Genomic DNA, 18870 nt, shown 5'->3' with positions numbered 1-18870 from the left:
TACATTTAAGTCTTTCGCGCGTTAGTCTGTTATTCAGAGCGGGTGTATGACCCGCATCACAAGACAAAGGAGTCCTGATGTCTGCTACGCAAAGCCACAGGGGAGTCAGTAGCGCAGTCGCGCTTCCTCCACTGACCAACGGCCCGCATCGTAAGCGCCTTGGCCTGGTCGCACTGATTGCAACCTTCGGTGGCCTGCTCTTCGGTTATGACACTGGTGTCATCAATGGGGCGCTCCGGCCAATGACGGCCGAACTCGGCCTCACACCGTTCACCGAGGGCATCGTTGCCAGCTCACTCGTCTTCGCGGCGGCAATCGGCGCGCTTTCGGGCGGACGCATCTCCGACGGGTGGGGGCGCCGCAAGACGATCATTCTGCTAGCGGTGCTGTTCTTCGCCGGCACCTTGGTGTGCGTGTTCACGCCGAGCTTCGGGGTGCTCGTGGCCGGCCGCGTCCTGCTTGGTCTCGCCGTCGGTGGCGCTTCGGCGGTGGTCCCGGTGTTCCTGGCGGAGATGGCCCCGTATGAGATTCGCGGCTCCCTGGCGGGCCGCAACGAGCTCATGATCGTCGTCGGCCAGCTGGCTGCCTTCGTCGTCAACGCCATCATTGGCATCGTATGGGGCGACGTCCCCGGAGTGTGGCGCATCATGCTTGCGGTCTGCGCGTTGCCGGCGATCGCGCTGTTCTTCGGCATGCTCCGTGTGCCTGAGTCGCCGCGCTGGCTCGTCGAGAAGGGCCGGCACGATGAGGCCCTCAAGGTACTGCGGTCCGTCCGCTCCGAGGACCGTGCGCTCGCCGAGCTCGGCGAGGTCGAGAACGTCGCCAAGGAGGAGCGGGAAAGCCAGCAGATCGGCTGGCGTGCGGTCTTCAGCAACAAGAACCTGTTCCGCATTCTGCTCGTTGGCATCGGCCTGGGCGTCGCCCAACAGCTGACCGGGATCAACTCGATCATGTACTACGGCCAGACGGTGCTCGTCGAGTCGGGCTTCAACGAGAGCGGCGCGCTCATCGCGAACATCGCGCCCGGCGTGATCGCGGTGGTCGGCGGCGTCATCGCGTTGTCTTTGATGGACCGGATCGACCGTCGCAAGACCTTCATCCTCGGGCTCACTCTGACCACCAGCTGCCACCTGCTGATCGGGTTCGCCTCAATGATGCTGCCCGTGGGCAACCCGATCCGCCCGTACGTGATCCTCTTCCTGGTGGTTGCCTTCGTCGGGTCCATGCAGACATTCCTGAACGTCGCGGTGTGGGTCTACCTGTCGGAGGTCTTCCCGCTGCACATGCGCGGCTTCGGTACCGGCGTCTCGATCTTCTTCCTCTGGGTCGTGAACGGTTTCCTTTCGCTGTTCTTCCCGTCGCTGGTCGCGGGGGTCGGGATCACCGGCACATTCTTCCTCTTCGCCGTCGTCGGGGCGCTGGCCCTGGTCTTCGTCGTCAAGCAGGTCCCCGAAACCCGTGGCCGGACCCTGGAAGCGCTGGAGGAAGACGTCACCACCGGTGCCATCTACCTGGTCCACAAGAAGCAGGCACCGGTTGGTTCGTAGCGGGAAGGACCTGGGGTGTGTCTGATAGTTGGTGGGTCCAAGCGATCACGGCGTTTGCTGATCTGGCAGTAGCGACGTTCCTGTTCTTGTAGCCGGCGGCGTCGAGTGGCACGGGTCTGCTGCGGCACGATCCGTGCCATCGCCTCCGACCTCACCCTCCTCAGCGCCAACGATCACGCCAACAACGCTTGTCTGTCCGGCGCATTCGAAGGCCATCAGACGGCGTGCCGGAGCACGATTGACGCCACATGGATACTGGGATATCGTCGCATGGAAACGTTTCCACGTTCTTATTCGCTATGTCAAGGAGGACAGAGCAAATGAAGATTCGTATCCTGGCGAGACGGGCCAGAGGCCTGAAGGCGCACGCAGCGGCATCCCTTGCGGTCGCTCTTGCGGCGGGGCTGATCGGCCCGGCCCTTGTGGCGCAGCCGGCCTCCGCGGCTGGACCCATAGCCAACCCCGCCGCATCCGTCAACACCTTCATCGGCACCAAGGACGAAGGGAACACCTTCCCCGGTGCGTCGGCGCCGTTCGGCATGGCCCAGGTGAGTCCGACTGGCAAACATTTCGCGGGCTGGCAATATGACGACACGACGGTTCGGGGCTTCGGTCATTCCTACCTCTCGGGCGCCGGATGCTGGGAACAGGGCGGCCTGCTTTCCGTGCTCCCCACGACCGGCGAGGTCGGCCCCGGCAAATCGTTCGACACCTCCAACGGGCGCACCTTCGACCACACCCGATATGCCGCGACCCTCACCCACGACGGCGAGATCGGTACCGCCGGCTACTACAAGACCAGGCTCACCTCCTCCGGTGGAATCGACGTCGAAGCCACCGCATCCACCCGCGTCGGGGTGCAGCGATACACATTCCCCGCGACCGGCAACGCCAATGTGTTCCTCAACACCGGTCAGGCCAATCAAACTCTCAAGGTGAAGAACTCCTCGATCACAATCGTCGGCGACCGCACCCTCGTGAGCGAGATCCGCGTGCAGGGATTCTGCTCGGGGAAGGACTTCGAGTACACCACCTGGTTCGCTACGAGGTTCGACCGGCCCTTCGCGTCCTCGGGAACCTGGAATGAGACCGGCGGCATCCCGGGGTCGACCGCTCAGCCATCCGGCGCCGGGCAGAAGGGCGCCTGGGTGAGTTTCGACACCAGCGAGAACCGCACAGTTCAGCTCTCGACCGGACTCTCCTTCACCGGTATGGCCGGCGCCATCGCCAACCTCGTTAAGGAGGGACTCGATGACAGCGGAGCCGTCATCCCTTTCGACGCCGTTAAGGATGCGACGGTCGCGGGGTGGAACACCGAACTCCGGAAAGCCTCTACCTACGGAGGCACCGCCAACGACAATGTCACCTTCTACACCGCGCTGTACCACGCTTTCCTCCAGCCCATCACTTCGACGGACGTTGACGGCCGTTACCGCGGCTTCGACGACAAGAACCATGTGGCGGACGGCTGGACCTATTACCAGTGGTTCTCGCTGTGGGACACCTACCGCTCACAGAATCAGCTGCTTGCGATGTTGCAGCCGGAACGCGCGCGGGATATGGCCAGGAGCGTTCTGACGATTCAGCAGCAGGGCGGCTGGCTGCCGCGCTGGGCGTACGCGAACTATGAAGCCAATGTCATGACGGGCGACCCTGTCTCACCGTTCCTGGCCGACCTCTGGCGCTACGGCGCGGTGACCGGTGGTGTGACGCTCGCCGCCGAGGACACCCGGTCCGGCCGGGCGGTCGAACTCGACGAGAAGCTCCTGCTCAGCGCGCTGCTGGAAAACGTCGACACTGCGCCTCCCGCCGCGAGCCAGTTCGCCGGGCGCTCCGCCATAGCCGACTACATCGCGAAAGGCTATGTTCCGCACGCCCCCGGAGCGCCGAAGAAGGGCATGGACACCGACGAACATCACGGCGGCTCGGCGACCCTGGAGTACGCGGTGGGCGACTGCGCGGTCTCGCTCGTCGCCGGACGGCTCGGCGACAGTGCCTCGGCCCAGCGTCTCGCCGCTCGTGCGGGCAACTGGAAGAACGTGTGGAACGCGGCGGCGACCGAGACGGGGTACACAGGCTTCCCCCGCGCGAAGAACGCCGACGGCAGCTGGGGCGCCGCCGCCGGGGGATTCGAGGAAGGAACGGCGTGGCAATACCAGTGGCTTGCCTGGCAGGATGCGGACGGACTCGCGGACGCCATCGGCGGAGTCGTTCAGGCCATCAGCCGCCTCGACAAATTCTTCGACATTGGACGCGTCTTCACCGATCCGGCCGGCGCCGCGAGGGGATCCTGGGTCACCGGAGCGCTTGACTACAACCGGATCGAGTACAACCCGAACAACGAACCGAACCTGCACGCCGCGTGGATGTACAACTTCTATGGGGAACCTGCGAAGGCGTCGGCGGTGAACCGGGCGGCCCAGACGCTTTTCACCAACAAGCCGAATGGTGTCACCGGAAACGACGATCTCGGAACCATGTCGGCTTGGTACGCCTTCTCGGCGCTCGGCATGTATCCATCGGTCCCTGGCTCCGGTGATCTGCTGCTGCACGCTCCACGCTTTCCGCGGCTGGACCTCGACCTCGGCGACAAGACTCTGACCATCAAGGCAGACGGCGCCGACGGATCGAAACTGCAGTACATTGACGGCGTCTCGTTCAACGGCACTCCACAAAGCGCGAGTTACACCAACTGGGATCGGCTGAAGGAGGGCGGAACGCTCGAGGTGACGCTCACCGCCGACGCGTCCACGACCTGGGGAGAGGCCAGCGCCGACCGTCCGAAGGCTCCGTGTTCGTCGGATGTCGACAAGGTTGCGCCAACGGTGCGGTTGAACACGGCACCGGCGACTCCGGCATCCGGCTGGCACACCGTCGGGGTCACCGTTTCGGTCGCCGCGGATGACAACGGCTCGCGGACGCCAAGCGTCGAGACTCGTCTCGACGGCGGTGAGTGGCAGCCATACACTACGGAGATCCTCTTCGCGGCGGAGAGTGTTCATACTCTCGAGGCGCGCGCGATCGACAAAGCCGGCAACATCTCGGAGATCGCACGTGCGCGTGTGGCAATCGACATGACCGCCCCCGTGACCACAGCTCAATCACTCGCCGCCGATGCGAAGGTCACAACGGCCAAGCTCGTGTTCGATGCGGAGGACGCCCTCTCCGGCGTTGCATCCACCGAATATCGAATCGGCGAAGGGGAATGGAAGCCAGCGCCCGCGGACGGGGTGAAGTTCGACAACGTCGGAAGTCATTCGATCTCGTACCGCTCGACGGACCTCGCAGGCAATGTGGAAGTGGCGCGATCGCTGATCGTGACCGTCCGAGACGGCGGTACCGATCCCGTGGTTACGACGACCTTCACTAGGGACGGCAGCCTTGCCACGACAGGATTCGGCATGGCCGGGCTGGGGCTGCTCGCTACGCTGCTCGTGCTCGCCGGAACGGCAATCGCGATCGTTATCCGGCGCCGTCGAGCGAGATCCTAGACGCGGAGCCGGTAACCCCGTTTGACCACGGTTTCCACGAGCTTTCCGTCCGGGAGCGAGGACCGCAAACGGCTCACCGTCATGTCCAGGGCATGGACCGAGCCACGCAGTTCCAGAAGATCGGAAAGCGCCTCGCGGGACAGCACGGCACCCCCGGCTCCCAAAAGCGCCCGCAGCAGGAGCAGCGGAGCCGGGGCCAGTTCCACCACGGAACCATCGATCCTCAAGCAGCGGCCGCGCAGCTCGATGTTCCCTGCAGGAGTGTCGAGCCGGCGCACATGGTTCAGGGCCAGATGTTCGGTGACGAGCCGGATGAGCGCACCCATGCGGTAGCGGTCCGGGATGAGGGGGGCAAGCCCGGCGTCGATCAGCGGCTGTGCAGTGACGGGCCCGACGGCGGCGACCGTCACCTGGGTCTTGAGGGCCTCGATCAGCTGGCGGTACATGCCCATTTCGTGGGCAGTGCTCCACATGGCGTCTACGGCCGGTGCGCTCGTAAAGGTGAGCACGTCCAAGTCTCCACTGCAGGCGGCTTCGATCAGGCGCGGCAGCTTGTCTTCGCCGTCGGGCTTTACCCAGCGGTAGGGGGTGACGGTGAGGACCGTTGCCCCGGACATGCGGAGGCGCTCCAACTGGCGCACATCGGTGTAGCCGTGCAATTGCACGGCGACGGTCTTGCCGCGGACGCCTTCCTGAAGGAGCATGTCCACCAGTGTGGCGGTGGTTTCGTCACTGCTGATCCCGACGTCGGCAAGGCCTGCCGCGCGGACCGCACCACGGGCTTTTGGTCCGCGCACGAACATGCGGCAGGCAGCCAGGACGTCGAGAAGTTGCTCGCCGATGCCGAAGGAGTCCGCAGCCTCGCACCAGCGCCGCATGCCGTAGGCAGTGGTGGCGATGCAGATATCGGGCTTGGCCGCGATGATCGTTTTCGTGTCCTCGATGAGCGTGACGTCTTCCTGGACCGGCGCGATCTTCAAAGCCGGAGCGTGCAACACGGAAGCGCCGCGCCGTTCAAGCGCCTCAATCAAGTCACGTGAACGCCTGTGTGAAGTCACTCCGATGCGGAAACCGTCCAGCGGCGCATCGTCGTTTGGTACGGGGGCGGCCAACGGCGAGCCTGCATCGATGGAATCTAGGGCATTCAACGTAGTCATGTGTGTTCTTTCAGGCTTCGAGGAGGGAAGCTGCGAGGAGGTTGAGGTCTGCGGTGGCTTCGGTGTGATTGCGGTTGGCTTCGGCAACCCGGACCACTTCGCCAATGACCAGGACGGCCGGGTTGGTGCAGCCTGCGGCCGCGGTTTCAATGGTGCCGAGTTCGGCGATCGTAGTGCGTTGTCCGGGGCGGTAACCGCGCTCGACGACGGCCATGGGCATTGCCGGGTCCATCCCGGCCCGGCGGAGCCCGGCGGCGAGCTGCGGGAGGGTCCCGATGCCCATGAGGACCACGATGGTCCCGCCGAGCCCGGCCAGGTGCGTGTGCTCCTTCTCGGTCAGAGGTGCGTGGCCCGAGACAACCGTGAACATGTGGCTGACCTCGCGGTGCGTGACGGGAATGCCCGCGGCCGCCGGGACAGAGATGGCGCTCGTGACGCCCGAGATGACGCGGACGGGGATGCCCGCCCGCACACAGGCGCTGACTTCTTCGCCGCCGCGGCCGAACACATAAGGATCACCGCCCTTGAGCCGGACCACATTCTTCCCGGTCAGGGCGGCGTCGACCATGAGTTTTTCGATGTCGCATTGGGCTACCTTGTGGTGCCCGGGGCGCTTGCCGACGTCCACCATTTCCGCGGACGTCAGTTGCGCCAGTTCCGCGTAGGGGGCGAGCCGGTCGTAGAAGACGACGTCGGCGTCCCGCAGCGCGTTGACCGCGCCGATGGTCAACAGATCGAGCGCGCCGGGGCCGCCGCCCACCAAGGTGACGTGGCCTGACTCGCCTGCGGCCGGTTCGCTGGCGACCGGGATCCCCGTTTTCCGGCAGCGTTCGAGCAGGGGTTCCCAGCCGGGCTGGCCGTCGTCGACGGCCGCGACCAGAAAGGGGCGTTCGGGCAGCGGGCCGTCAGCGTCGGCTCCGTCGGGGGTGCTGAGCCGATGGACGACGGCGCCGGCGGCTTCGTAGCGCCGGACGGCCTGCCGCGCGGCGTGAGCGGAGCCTATGACCAGAACGTCGCGGCCTGTGAGGTCGATGGTGAGCTGCATGGCTTCTTGCTCCTTAGTCCTGGCCGCGAACGGGGATCGTGCTGGCGATGAGGACGCCGCCTTTTTCCTCGTTGGTGGCGGGGCGGATCTGGCCGCGTTCGGGGACGAAGGTGATGGCTTCGTCTTTCTGGTCGGGGGCGTTGACGAAGGAGCGGAAGCGGCGAAGGCGTTCTGGGTCTTTGAGTGTTTCGGCCCATTCGTCCTGGTAGGTGTCGATGTGGCGGGCCATGGCGGTTTCGAGGTCGTTGGCGATGCCGAGGGAGTCGTGGATGATGACGTCTTCGATGTGTTTGAGGCCGCCCTCGAGCTCCTCCTGCCAGCGGGCGGTGCGCTGGAGCCGGTCCGCGGTGCGGATGTAGTACATGAGGTAGCGGTCGATGTATTTGATGAGGGTATCGTCGTCCAGGTCCTGGGCGAGGAGTTGCCCGTGGGCGGGCAGGAAACCGCCGTTGCCGCCTACGTAGAGGTTCCAGCCTTTGTCGGTGGCGATGACGCCGACGTCCTTGCCGCGCGCTTCGGCGCATTCGCGGGCGCAGCCGGAGACGCCCATTTTGAGTTTGTGCGGGCTGCGCAGGCCGCGGTAGCGCATTTCCAGGTTGATGGCCATGGCGACGGAGTCCTGGACGCCGAAGCGGCACCAGGTGGAGCCCACGCAGGATTTCACGGTGCGCAGGCTCTTGCCGTACGCCTGACCGGATTCGAAGCCGGCCTCGACGAGTTCCTTCCAGATCTCCGGGAGTTGTTCGAGGCGGGCACCGAACATGTCGATGCGCTGGCCGCCGGTGATTTTCGTGTAGAGACCGTACTTCTCCGCGACGCGGGCGATCACGCCCAGGCCCTGCGGGGTGATTTCGCCGCCTGCGATGCGAGGGACCACGGAGTAGGTGCCGTCTTTTTGCATGTTGGCCAGGGCTCGGTCGTTGGTGTCCTGCAGGGTGCCGCGCCCGGCGCCCAGGACGTATTCGCTGTTCTGGCTGGCAAGGATGGAGGCGATTGTCGGTTTGCAGATGTCGCAGCCCGCTCCGGTGCCGTATTTGGCCAGGATGTCTTCGAAGGAGTCCAGTTCCAGGACGCGGATGGCGTCGAAGAGTTCCTGGCGGGAGAGGCTGAAGTGCTCGCACAACGCCTTGGAGACTTCGATGCCGGACTTCTTCAGCTCCCCTTCGAGGAGCTTCTTGAGCATCGGCACGCAGGAGCCGCACTGGGTGCCGGCCCGCGAGCACGTCTTCAGTTCGCCGAGTTCCCGGACGGGGGTGTTGCCGTCGCAGGAGCCGCAGCCGTTGATCGCGTCGCGGATGTTCCCGGCGGGGACGTTGTTGCAGGAGCACAGGATCGCGTCATCGGGCAGTTCGGTGTCGGGGGCCTCCCCGCCGCCCGCGGCAGTGAGGTAGGCGCCCGGTTCGGCGGGGAGCTCCCGGCCGAGCATGGGGCGCAGGCTCATGTAGGGGGTGGCGTCGCCGACGAAGATGCCGCCGAGCAGGGTCTTGGCGTCGTCGGTGGTGACGATCTTCTGGTATACGCCGCGGGCGGGGTCGGCGTAGACGATTTCCAGCGAGTGTTCGGTTGTGGCGAACGCGTCGCCGAAGCTGGCGACGTCCACGCCGGAGAGCTTGAGCTTGGTGGCCGTGTCGAAACCGGGGAAGGTCGCTTGTCCGCCGTGCAGGCGGTCGGCCACGATCTCGGCCATCGTGTTCGCCGGTGCTACGAGGCCCAGGCACATCCCGCCGAAGTTCGCCACCTCACCGATGGCGAAGATTCCGGGGACCGGGGTGGCGCAGTGGTCGTTGATGACCACGCCGCCCTTGTTGCCGAGTTCGAACAGCTGTTCTTTGCCAGCGGTGGGGTCTTGAGCGGCGCGGAACAGTTCATCGCGGGGGCGGATGCCGATCGACGCGATGACCATGTCGGCGGGAATGATGCGCCCGTCTTTCATGAGGACGCCGGTGACCTGGCCGTCGTCGTCGGACAATACTTCGGCGGGGTAGGTTCCCGTAAGAACTTCGAGTCCCTTGGCAGTGACCAGCCGGCCCAATGCCTGGCCGGCGCCCTCATCAAGCTGGGCGTTCATGAGCCAGCGCGAACCGTTGATGACGGTGGCCTGCGCGCCCAACTCCATGGTGCCCGCCGCTGCTTCCAGACCGAGGAGGCCACCGCCGATCGTCACGGTCTTGACGGTCCGGCCAAGCTTATCCGTGAGTTCGACGATGGCCTTGTTGATGGCCCAGACGTCGTCGAGCGTGCGGTAGACATGGGCGAGCTCACCGCCGGGGAAGGGGAGTTCCGCCGCGTCCGAACCGGTGGCCACCACCAAGTGGTCGTAGTCGTAAGTGTTGCCGGCCGCGGTTTCCACGGACTTGGCTTCGGGGTTGATCTTGATTACCCGCTCGCCAGTGCGCAGATCCAGCGCCTCGTGGTCCCACATGGACATGTCGCCCAGTGTGAGGTCATAGTCCACATCGGTCAGGGCCTTGCTCAACGTGACCCGGTCATAGGGAAGATGCGCTTCCTCGGTCAGGACCGTGACGTGCCAGCCCTCGAGACCGCGGGTATGCATCGCATCGGCAAAACGGTGGGCGGCAGGGCCTCCGCCGGCGACAACAATACGGCGCAGGTTTTCTGGGGTGGAAGTGTGTCCGGTCACTGGTGGCCTTTCGCATACGCCGCAGAACGTGCTCCGCAACTTGTCACTTCAGACTACGGACGGGCAGTTTCTCTTCAGTTTCCCTTTTGTTTCGTGGTCTTAACTTCTGGGTCACGATTGGATGTCGGGACGTGTGAGGTCTCTTTTACGCACCGGACACATTGACTGCATTCCGGTGAAACACTCCCCGCCTACCTTGAAGGTATGGCCGCTCGGTGGCCAACGCCTGAAAGGAACGGGCAGCATTTGTCCGGCCGCAGGCATAGCGAGAGGGGTTGACATGACCGTCATTCTGGAACGGGAAGAACAACTGATGGGCGCGCCGACCGCGTCCGGCTGGCACCGCGTATGCCCCTTGGACGAACTTGAGCCAGCTTGGGGCGAGGCAGCTTTGATCGACGGCGTGCAGGTGGCGCTCTTCCGCGTCGACGCCGACAATGTCTACGCAGTCGCCCAGCAGGACCCTGCAACCTTGGCCAACGTCATGGCCCGCGGCATCACCGGTTCCCGGGGATCACGCCCCACCATCGCCTCGCCGTTGCACAAAGAGGTCTACGATCTGCAGACCGGTGAGTGCTATTCCAACCCCGGGCTGCGGCTTCCGGCATTCAGGACCCGCATGGTTGACGGCTTCATCGAAGTCGAACTCTAACTAGAGCCCCAGCGCTTCGCGGACGTCCGCGAGTATGTGGTCCAAAGTGGTCCGCGCGGCGTGGCGGGTTTCTGCGAGTTCCGCCGCGGAACCGACCGATTTGATGACCTCCAGGTAGCACTTGAGCTTTGGCTCGGTGCCGCTGGGCCGGATGATGACGCGGCTGAGGTCCTTGGTCAGGTAGAGGAGGCCGTCCGTAGGCGGAAGTTGTTCGCTTCCCTCGGCCAAATCCACAAAGGTCTCGATGGCGGAGCCGCCAAAGGACTCCGGCGGATCGGCCCGGAGCCGGTTCATCATGGCGTCCAGCAAACCAAGGTCCGCCACCCGGATGCTGAGCTGGTCACTCGCATGCAGGCCGTGCACCAGGTAGATCTCGTCCAAGGTGTCGAAGATCGTCTTTCCTTCGGCCTTGGCAGCCGCCGCCAGTTCTGCGATGAGCAAGGATGCGGAAATGCCATCCTTGTCCCTGACAAGTTCGGGCGCCACGCAGTAGCCCAGGGCTTCCTCATAGCCGTACACAAGTCCCGGTACCCGGGAAATCCACTTGAATCCCGTCAGCGTTTCCTCATGGGCGAATCCAGCCGCCGCCGCGATGCGGGAGAGCAGCCGCGACGAGACGATTGAATTGGCAAAAACGCCCCGGTTCGCGTCGCCTTGCCGGGCATCCGCGGCGTGCCGGGCCACGACGTGTGCCCCAAGCAGGGCGCCCACTTCGTCGCCCCGCAACATCCGCCAAGCACCCGTATCAGGGTCCTTTGCCGCTACAGCCGCGCGGTCGGCGTCGGGGTCGTTGGCCAGCACGATGTCGGCATCCAAGCGCGCCGCTGCCGCCAAAGCCAGATCCAGCGCGCCAGGCTCTTCCGGGTTGGGGAAACTGACCGTGGGAAAGTCCGGGTCCGGTGCTGCTTGCTCTTCGACGAGCGAGACGTCCGTGAAGCCGGCCGCGCTGAGAACCGAGACCGCGGTTTCACCGCCCACGCCATGCATAGGGGTCAAAACGATCTTCAGCTCACGGGCCGGGAAATTCTCGACGTCGGCCAAGCCAGCCATCGCGGCCTCATACTCGCCGGTGATGGAATCGGGCAGCTCAGTCCAGCCGGATTCAGCCAGTTCAATGGAATCCAAGGGACCCACGGCTTCGATGCTTGCGGCGATCTGCGAATCGTAAGGTGCCACGATCTGGGATCCACGGCCGCTTTCCTCCACGGCCCGGCCGCCGAGGTACACCTTGTAACCGTTGTCCTGCGGAGGGTTATGGCTCGCTGTGACCATGACGCCGCCGTCGCAATCAAGGGAACGGACCGCGTAAGCCAGCAGTGGGGTGGGAAGCGCTGAAGGCATCAGGAAGGTGTCGATCCCGGCGGCCGTGAAGATGGCAGCAGACTCCAGGGCGAAGACATCCGAGTTGTGCCTCGCGTCATAGCCGACGACGGCGCGCGGCCGCGTTCCGGGGGAAGCGGCCTCAACGGCATCCTTGAGGAAGGACGCCAAACCTGCCGCTGCCCGCCGCACCACCACGCGGTTCATCCTGTTGGGACCGGGACCGAGGGCTGCCCGGAGTCCCGCGGTACCGAACTGCAGTGTTCCACTGAAGCTGTCTTCAAGCTGTTGACGGGCTGCAGCGACGCCGCTGGAGGCGAGTCCGGTCAGCTCGGACAGGGCTGCCGCAGTGATTGGGTCCGGATCCTGGGCAGCCCATTCGCCGGCGTCGGATATCAGCTTTTCAAATTCGGCATCGCTCGATGTCATAGGGATAAAGCTATCGTCAAAGAGAATGAATGCCGAGGTCAAGGGCTATGTCGACGGTCACAGTATGGACACCCCACCCAACTAGCTAGCAGTAGGTGTCGCCATGAGGCGTCTAAACGACAACAACTGCGGGGGCCCACGCCGCTAGGGTTCCCTGGCCGAGCTTGCGAGGCGAGGGTGGCGGTGGGGACAATTGGGCTGCAGAGCGTCAGGGTTGCATCCGGGTGCTGGTCAGCACGAAGCCCGCGGTGCCTCCCGAGCTGAAGGCGGCCGCACCCGTGTTGCCCCATTGCGGAAAGAAAATGTCCGAGATGACTACCGAGCCGTCCTGTGTGAAGACCTCCACGGACGAGGAATCCAGGAGGATGCGGAGCCGGACCTTGCCGTCCTTCATGGGCACGGATGCTTGGTGGTAGGGGCTGAATTTCGGCGAGAAGTTGGAGGTTCCGGCCGCGGAACGGTCCACTTTCAGGGTCTGGCTTGCGCGGTTGTACGAGATCCGGAGGCCTGCCTTTCCGTCTGACGAGGCCCGCAACACCATGCCGGCGTCCGCTGAGCCCGCAACGTCCATTTCGGCGTCGATAAGCTGGGTTCGGGACCCGAATTCGCTGCCGAGGGACTCCGTGGAGTCAGTGACGGTGAGGTTTTCGCCATGTACTTCACTGGTCTTGGCGTTCGTGAGGGCATCCGCGGCGGGCGGGGCGATGGTCGAATGGAGCTCGAAGCGGCTTCCGGTAGCTGCGAGCGTGAGTTGGCGGGGGATGGCCATGGATCCGCGCCACGGGGTGCTCGGGACGGACTGCGCATAGTCCCAATTCCCCATCCAGCCGAGCAGTACCGGCTTTCCACCGGGAGCCGCGGAGATGGTGTTGGCGGCGTAGAAGTCCGCTCCATGGTCCAGCCATTGCGAGTCCGTCAGTGGGTCACCCGGCTTCGCCGCGTTTTCCGCCGTGAACCGGGTGCCGTCGAAATCGCCCACGAAGTACTGCATGCCGGAGCCTCCCGCGATGCCTCCGGGGTTGATGCTCACGATCATGACCCACTTCTTCAGTCCGTTGCCGCCGTCGACGTCCATCTGGAGAAGTTCGGGAACTTCCCAGAGGCCGCCCTGGGCGCCCACCCCGGAGAAATCGCTGAGGAAGCTCCAGTGCAGCAGATCCGTGGATTTGAACAGTTTCACCACTTGGGCGTCCGCTACCACCGTGGTCATGACCCAGTATTTGCCGGGCTCATACCAAGTGATCTTGGGATCGCGGAAGTTGTTCGACGCCGGCTGCAGGCTGAGCACCGGATTGCCTTTGTACTTGGTCCAGGACGTCCCATGGTCGAGGCTGTAGGCCACGGACTGGGCCTGGCTACCCTTGGGCAGGGCCCCGCCTTCTCCGTATGAGCTGGTGTAGAGGGCTACCAGCGGCGGGTTTTCAGCGGTGCCCAAGCCGGAGGCGTTCTTGGTGTCCGGAACGATCGCGCCGGAAAAGATTTCCTCGCTGACGGAGCCTTCCATGGCTACGGGCTGTTGGGTCCAGTGCACCAGATCGGTGCTGGTGGAGTGGCCCCACGACATATCTCCCCAGAAGTTGCCGTGCGGATTGTGCTGGTAGAACGCGTGATAGGTGCCGTTTTCGTAGACAAGCCCGTTGGGATCGTTAATCCAGTTTTGCGACGCTGTCAGGTGCGCGGCGGGCCGCCACGGGTCCGATTCGGACGGTGCGGGTGCAGAGGTTCTGACAGCGGATGGCGGGTTCGTCGCGGACCGCGAGGAGTCCGGCGTCGGAGTGCAGGAGCTCGCGAACATTGCCACGACGACGGCGACGACGGCGAGTACCGCCTTGCGGGCGGGCTGGAGCGGGCGTTGGGGAGAGTGGAGCATGGGACTTCCTGGGTTGTGGAGCGGGGCGCCCGGGGTGAACCGGGCGCCCCATAATCGCCGGGCAGGCAGCAAATCCTCTGCCCGCCCGGCCGGAATTGACGGTGGCCTACTTGTAGAGGCCTTCCCCTCCAACGCGGACGTTGGTGGGGAGGTAGCCGAACGGGCCGAGGCCGTTCTTGCCGAAGCTGCGGTCAACCTGGGTGACGCCACCGGCGAAGTTGATCTTTACCGTGGGGGAGAGGGACCCTCCACGGACTCCGTCGACATTGTCGATGAATGACTGCACCAGGCCACCCGGCTGCACGTAGTGCGAGTAGGCCTGGAACTGACGGCCGTTCTGCTGTGCCGACTGGGTGCCGCTTGGGTTGTTCGCCGGGAGGTTCAAGTCGGTCGGCGAGCCGAGCGCGAGTCCCGAGTTGTTCACCGGCTGGAAGTCCGAACGGACACCGTTGCCAACAAAGCCGTAGACGCCGTCGGGACCACGCATGCCATCGGCGTAGGTGAACTGGTGGCTGATGGTGAACAGGTAGTACTTGTTCTTGCCGTTTTCGTTCTGGATGAAGATCTGAGGGCGCTCGGTCTGGTCGTTGACGCAGTTGGCGGACAGGATCGGCGGCAGGAAGTGCCACTGGGTCAAGTCCTTGTTGTCGGCGACAGCCAGGCCGACGCTCGCGGTCTGGAACCACGAGCCGGTGGTGGTGTTGACCGTGTTGGTGTTCTCGGCGTGGGGATCGCCTTGCTGGTAACCAAGATCGGCATCGGTGCACTTGTAGGAGCCGCGGTTTCCGGCGGTGTTGCCCTCGAAGACCATGAAGGTCTGGCCCGGGTGGGCCGGGTCTTCGAAGGTGTACGGGTCACGGAAGGCGAAGCCGGCGTTCTGGGCCTTGGTCTGGTACAGCTTCCCGTCCGGCTCGAGCAGCTTGGTGTGCTGGAACCCGTCGAAGGTCACACCGTTCTTGTCGGCGTGGATGTTGCCGAGGGCCTTGGCGATGACTGCGTCCGGAGCGATCCCGCCGCCTCCCGCGTTGCGCTCTGCACGGTCGTAGAACGTGGTGGCCGTGTAGAACACGTTGACGTGGTCACCCTGCATGAGGCGCGTGGAACCCGACCATTCGGTGTTGCCGATGGAGGTGTTGTCCAGGAACAAGTGGCCGCCGTAGTTCCACTTGTCCTTCGCGGGGTCGGCGTTGGTCTTGCGGAAGAAGTAGCCGATGCGGGCGTTCCAATGGCGCTGGTCGAAGCCGTATCCCGCGTGGCGGTCGGCGACGAGGGAGAAGATGACGTCCCAGCCCTTGTAGCTGATCTGGTTGGCGTTCTGGTCTGTCAGGGACCAGGTGTCCCAAACCCAGACGTCGTCGTTCATGGCCGGGAAGTCCTTGGGGATCTCCGGCATGGTGACGCTGGGGCTCATGGAGTTCTGACCGGGGGTCACGTTCGGGTTGCTCTGGGCCATGATCTGCTTAGCATCCGCCCGCGTCCATTTGGACGTGAAGCTTGCTGCGGGATCAAAGGCTTCCTGCGTGTGGACCGTCGGCAGCGGGAATCCCGGCGTGGGAGCCGGCATTGTGGTGGCCGGCTTGTCGGCAGGCAGGTTCGCCTGGGCTGCCGGGGATGCCATCAGTACCGTGGCGGCCACACCGGCAGCGACCGCAAAAGCGGCTGCCGACCGCAGTCGGCGGCGCGGCCTGTGGGGGTTTGAGTGAGATTTCATGCTTGCTCTTCTCGCGGAGGTTGGACTACGGGGATTGGGCGCAAGCCCTTGTCCGAACTCCGGCGTTCCCGGTAACACCGATGGCGTCGTCAGGAACGCCATCGTCTCGGGTGGATGAGGATTCATAGGAAGCCCCCATCCTTCGGTCCTGGCACGTCGACTTGCCGGGACCGATCAAAGCTTGACGCGGGCTGAATGTGGCCGCAACTCGTGTTTCGCGCGGCATTCCGGGCCATAGGCCACATGTCCGACATATGTGCGCAAGCGCTTACATTTTTACACCGCGCGCGTGCCATGGAAAGCGCGGCGGGTCAAATATTTCTGAATAAATCTGATTTATTCAAAAAGTTCACACGCCATTAACACTTGGGTGAATTGACTTGACAGGAGTCGGAAAATTGCCGTGACGACGGCTGTCGCGTGCTGCTTGCTTGGATCGGGGGCGCGTGAGCTGGCGGGCAACCCGACCGCTCCTACCATCTCGCTTCAGATGCAAAACTGCCCGCGCCGGGATCCGACGCGGGCAGGTCCGTGGTTGGTGGTGGCGCTATTTGGCCTTCGTGGAGCGGGTTCGCACCAGGGCGCTGACGCCGGCAGCGAGGCCAATGAGGCCTGCCGCGAGTCCGAACCAACCGGCCGTGGATCCGGCGTCGCTGGATGTCGTAGCCGCAGATGACGGGGCCGGGGTCACGGACGGGGAGGACGTGGGAGCCGCCGATGCGGCTGCGTCGCTGGCGGTGGTGACGAACGAGGGAGCCGGGTGCTCGGGCTCTGGCTGTCCCTCAACGGTCTTCTCGTCCCACTTCACTACAGTGCCGTCGGTGTACGTCTGGGTAGCGGGCAGGGTGATGGTGGTGCCGGCGTCGGGCAGTACGCCGACGGAGATCGAGAACGCCTGATATTCATTCTGCCCGATCTGGTGTGCTGCGTCCGCAGTCCAGACGACCGAACTGACAGCCTTGGTCACCGTTGCTCCTGCGACCGTGACGGGTTTTGGCAGGGTGGTGGTGACGAGCTCGGCCGTCCAGCCCTCGACCGGCTTCACGGACACCGAGTTGAAGGGTGTGTCGGTGGGGAGTGAGACTTCGAGCTTGTTGGTCTTGGCCGTCGGGGACTCGTTGGGGACGTTGAAGGTCAGGTGGGTGTAGCCGCCCGCTGCCGGGTCGTCGGGATTGACGTTGACGTGTGCGGACGCGGCCGAGACGCCGAAGGCGAGCAGCCCGGCGACCATGGTGGCGGCGCAGGCGGTTTTGAGGGTACGGCGGTGGGAGGTCTTCATGGCAATGGTGCCCTTTCGCAAAGGAAAAGCGGTTGGGACCGGGGCGGATGGAGGTCCGGACCGGTGAAGGCAAGGAGTTGCCGCCCGTCCCTGCCCGTGTGTGAAAGGGGAGAGTCTTAGGCGGCGGACGCCAGGGCTGGTGGACCGCGCCGGGAAGGAAGCCGGAGGCCGGGAAGGCCCCGAGGACGAACATCGGGGCTCGAACGGGGGCTGGGGGCGCGAAGTGGCTGGACCACTGTGGCGGCGGGTAGTTGGACCAGCGGGCGCAGCCACGCAGCCAGCGCCCATAGTGCTCGTTCGCCGCGAGCGAGCACCAGCGCCGTGCCCAAGGTTGCCACGGTGTGCGCTGCGAGCATCTGCCAGTCGCTTGCCGCGGCGGTCGAGGCGATGGCGCTTACGGTTTCCGGAGCGGGCGTCAAGGAAACATGTCCTGTGTGCCCGGGCTGAAGCTGCGCCGCAGAGGAAGCGCCTGACAGAGCGCAGAACGCCCAGTGAAGGCAGAGCTGCCCGGCCCCCAGCAGCCCGGCTAGGGCGGGCAGCGAAAGTCGGACGCGCGTCAGGATGGCGACGGGCAGGATTGTCAGGGCACAGAGCGCCGTCAAAATGGCTGGTGCCGGGAGCGTGCCGCCACCAGCCAGGTGGCCGCCTGCGGCCAAGCCCAGAATGATTGAGCCGATCAGGCTGGTTCTCAAGAACCGGAAAGGCGCGGACGTCGTCATCGGCGGTCCTTTCCGGTTCGAGCGCTACGGCGGAGAATCACTCAAATTCTACTGTGCTACGAACTCCGGAATCGCCGGGGAGCCTTGGCTCCCCGGCCACTCGATCAAAGCTTGGCGATGATGTCCGCCAGGAGGCGCGAAATGCGTGCGCCTGCCGTCTGGCCCGCCTCGATGACTTCCTGGTGGCTCAGCGGTATCGGGCTGATGCCTGCGGCCAGGTTGGTCACGAGGGAGATACCGAAGACCTCCATGCCTGCGTGCCGGGCGGCGATAGCTTCCAAAGCGGTGGACATGCCCACCAGGTCCGCGCCGATTCGCTTGGCGTATTGGACCTCAGCCGGAGTTTCGTAGTGCGGGCCGGTGAACTGGGCGTAGACACCTTCGTCGAGCGTGGGATCCACTTCGCGTGCCAGGCCGCGGATGCGCGAGGAGTACAGGTCCGTAAGGTCCACGAACGTGGCACCTTCAAGGGGAGAAGCCGCGGTCAGGTTGATGTGATCACTGATCAGCACGGGCGTGCCGGGGGTCCAGGCTTCGTTCAGGCCGCCGCACCCGTTGGTCACAACGAGGGTCTTGCATCCGGCTGCCGCGGCTGTGCGCACGCCGTGCACAACGGCCCGAACGCCCTTGCCTTCGTAGTAGTGGGTTCTCGCGCCGAGGACGAGGGCCCGCTTGCCCTCCTTCGTCAGGACCGAGCGGATGGTGCCTACGTGCCCCTCGACCGCAGGAGCGTGGAAGCCGGGAACTTCCGACGCCCTGAGGGTCGCCGTCGTCTCGCCTATGAGATCCGCAGCCGCGCCCCAGCCTGAGCCGAGCACGAGCGCGACGTCGTGGGATTCGACGCCGGTCTCCGCCGCGATGTAGTCGGCCGCAGCTTTGGCGGCCTCGAATGGGTCTGTTTTCATCAGCTCTGTGTTACTCACTGGTACAAACTACAGTGCTGCGCGCGCTGTTGAACAGGGCGCAGTTGGGCAGCGTAGACGGCCTCTGAGGGGTTCTCAGGTGGGGC

The 18870-nt window shown here is 64.7% G+C and carries 12 protein-coding genes; 3 read left to right on the top strand and 9 right to left on the bottom strand.

The features are described 5' to 3' along the window. Positions 1 to 77 precede the first annotated feature (77 nt). Together AC4CS3_RS03980 and AC4CS3_RS03975 are read left to right on the top strand one after the other, a co-directional pair. Complete coding sequence (locus AC4CS3_RS03980; protein ID WP_490782298.1) at positions 78 to 1547, top strand: sugar porter family MFS transporter; 1470 nt, start codon at positions 78 to 80, stop codon at positions 1545 to 1547. A gap of 320 nt (positions 1548 to 1867) precedes the next feature. Continuing rightward, positions 1868 to 5038, top strand: a complete 3171-nt coding sequence (locus tag AC4CS3_RS03975) for a GH92 family glycosyl hydrolase (RefSeq protein WP_490782297.1) — start codon at positions 1868 to 1870, stop codon at positions 5036 to 5038. On the opposite strand, the gene AC4CS3_RS03970 is transcribed toward AC4CS3_RS03975, so the two are convergent. From AC4CS3_RS03970 to nirB, 3 genes are read right to left on the bottom strand one after another with little or no spacing between them, the layout of a single operon-like run. After that, on the bottom strand, positions 5035 to 6195 hold the full coding sequence (locus AC4CS3_RS03970) for a uroporphyrinogen-III synthase (RefSeq protein ID WP_490782296.1): 1161 nt from the start codon (positions 6193 to 6195) through the stop codon (positions 5035 to 5037). The two genes, AC4CS3_RS03975 and AC4CS3_RS03970, sit on opposite strands and share 4 nt — an antisense overlap. Before the next feature lie 10 nt (positions 6196 to 6205). After that, on the bottom strand, positions 6206 to 7240 hold the full coding sequence (cobA, locus tag AC4CS3_RS03965) for a uroporphyrinogen-III C-methyltransferase (protein ID WP_437772956.1): 1035 nt from the start codon (positions 7238 to 7240) through the stop codon (positions 6206 to 6208). Positions 7241 to 7253: 13 nt separating this feature from the next. Further along, positions 7254 to 9881: a nitrite reductase large subunit NirB gene (gene nirB / locus AC4CS3_RS03960; RefSeq protein WP_490782295.1), complete on the bottom strand. Its 2628-nt coding sequence runs from the start codon at positions 9879 to 9881 to the stop codon at positions 7254 to 7256. A gap of 280 nt (positions 9882 to 10161) precedes the next feature. Here nirB and nirD point away from each other — a divergent pair, with 280 nt between their 5' ends. Beyond that, a complete protein-coding gene (gene nirD / locus AC4CS3_RS03955; RefSeq protein ID WP_441412274.1) occupies positions 10162 to 10533 on the top strand; it encodes a nitrite reductase small subunit NirD in 372 nt (123 codons plus the stop codon). Here the strand turns inward: nirD and AC4CS3_RS03950 are convergent, their stop codons facing one another. From AC4CS3_RS03950 to AC4CS3_RS03925, 6 genes are all read right to left on the bottom strand, one after another. After that, positions 10534 to 12282, bottom strand: a complete 1749-nt coding sequence (locus AC4CS3_RS03950) for a phospho-sugar mutase (protein WP_490782294.1) — start codon at positions 12280 to 12282, stop codon at positions 10534 to 10536. A 208-nt stretch (positions 12283 to 12490) separates the two neighbouring features. Then, on the bottom strand, positions 12491 to 14152 hold the full coding sequence (locus AC4CS3_RS03945; RefSeq protein ID WP_490782293.1) for a glycoside hydrolase family 32 protein: 1662 nt from the start codon (positions 14150 to 14152) through the stop codon (positions 12491 to 12493). A 106-nt stretch (positions 14153 to 14258) separates the two neighbouring features. Then, complete coding sequence (locus AC4CS3_RS03940; RefSeq protein WP_490782292.1) at positions 14259 to 15863, bottom strand: glycoside hydrolase family 68 protein; 1605 nt, start codon at positions 15861 to 15863, stop codon at positions 14259 to 14261. Between the two features lie 547 nt (positions 15864 to 16410). Continuing rightward, positions 16411 to 17142 carry a YcnI family copper-binding membrane protein gene (locus AC4CS3_RS03935; RefSeq protein ID WP_490782291.1) on the bottom strand — a complete coding sequence of 244 codons (732 nt, stop codon included), beginning with the start codon at positions 17140 to 17142 and terminating at the stop codon, positions 16411 to 16413. A 116-nt stretch (positions 17143 to 17258) separates the two neighbouring features. Beyond that, a complete protein-coding gene (locus AC4CS3_RS03930) occupies positions 17259 to 17861 on the bottom strand; it encodes a hypothetical protein (RefSeq protein ID WP_490782290.1) in 603 nt (200 codons plus the stop codon). 104 nt (positions 17862 to 17965) lie between these two features. Further along, positions 17966 to 18766, bottom strand: a complete 801-nt coding sequence (locus tag AC4CS3_RS03925; protein WP_490782289.1) for a purine-nucleoside phosphorylase — start codon at positions 18764 to 18766, stop codon at positions 17966 to 17968. Positions 18767 to 18870 lie beyond the last annotated feature (104 nt).

The organism is Arthrobacter sp. SE2, assembly GCF_058244265.1.
The sequence above is the reverse complement of the archived record's forward strand: the minus strand, read 5'-3'. Positions and strand labels throughout refer to the sequence as shown.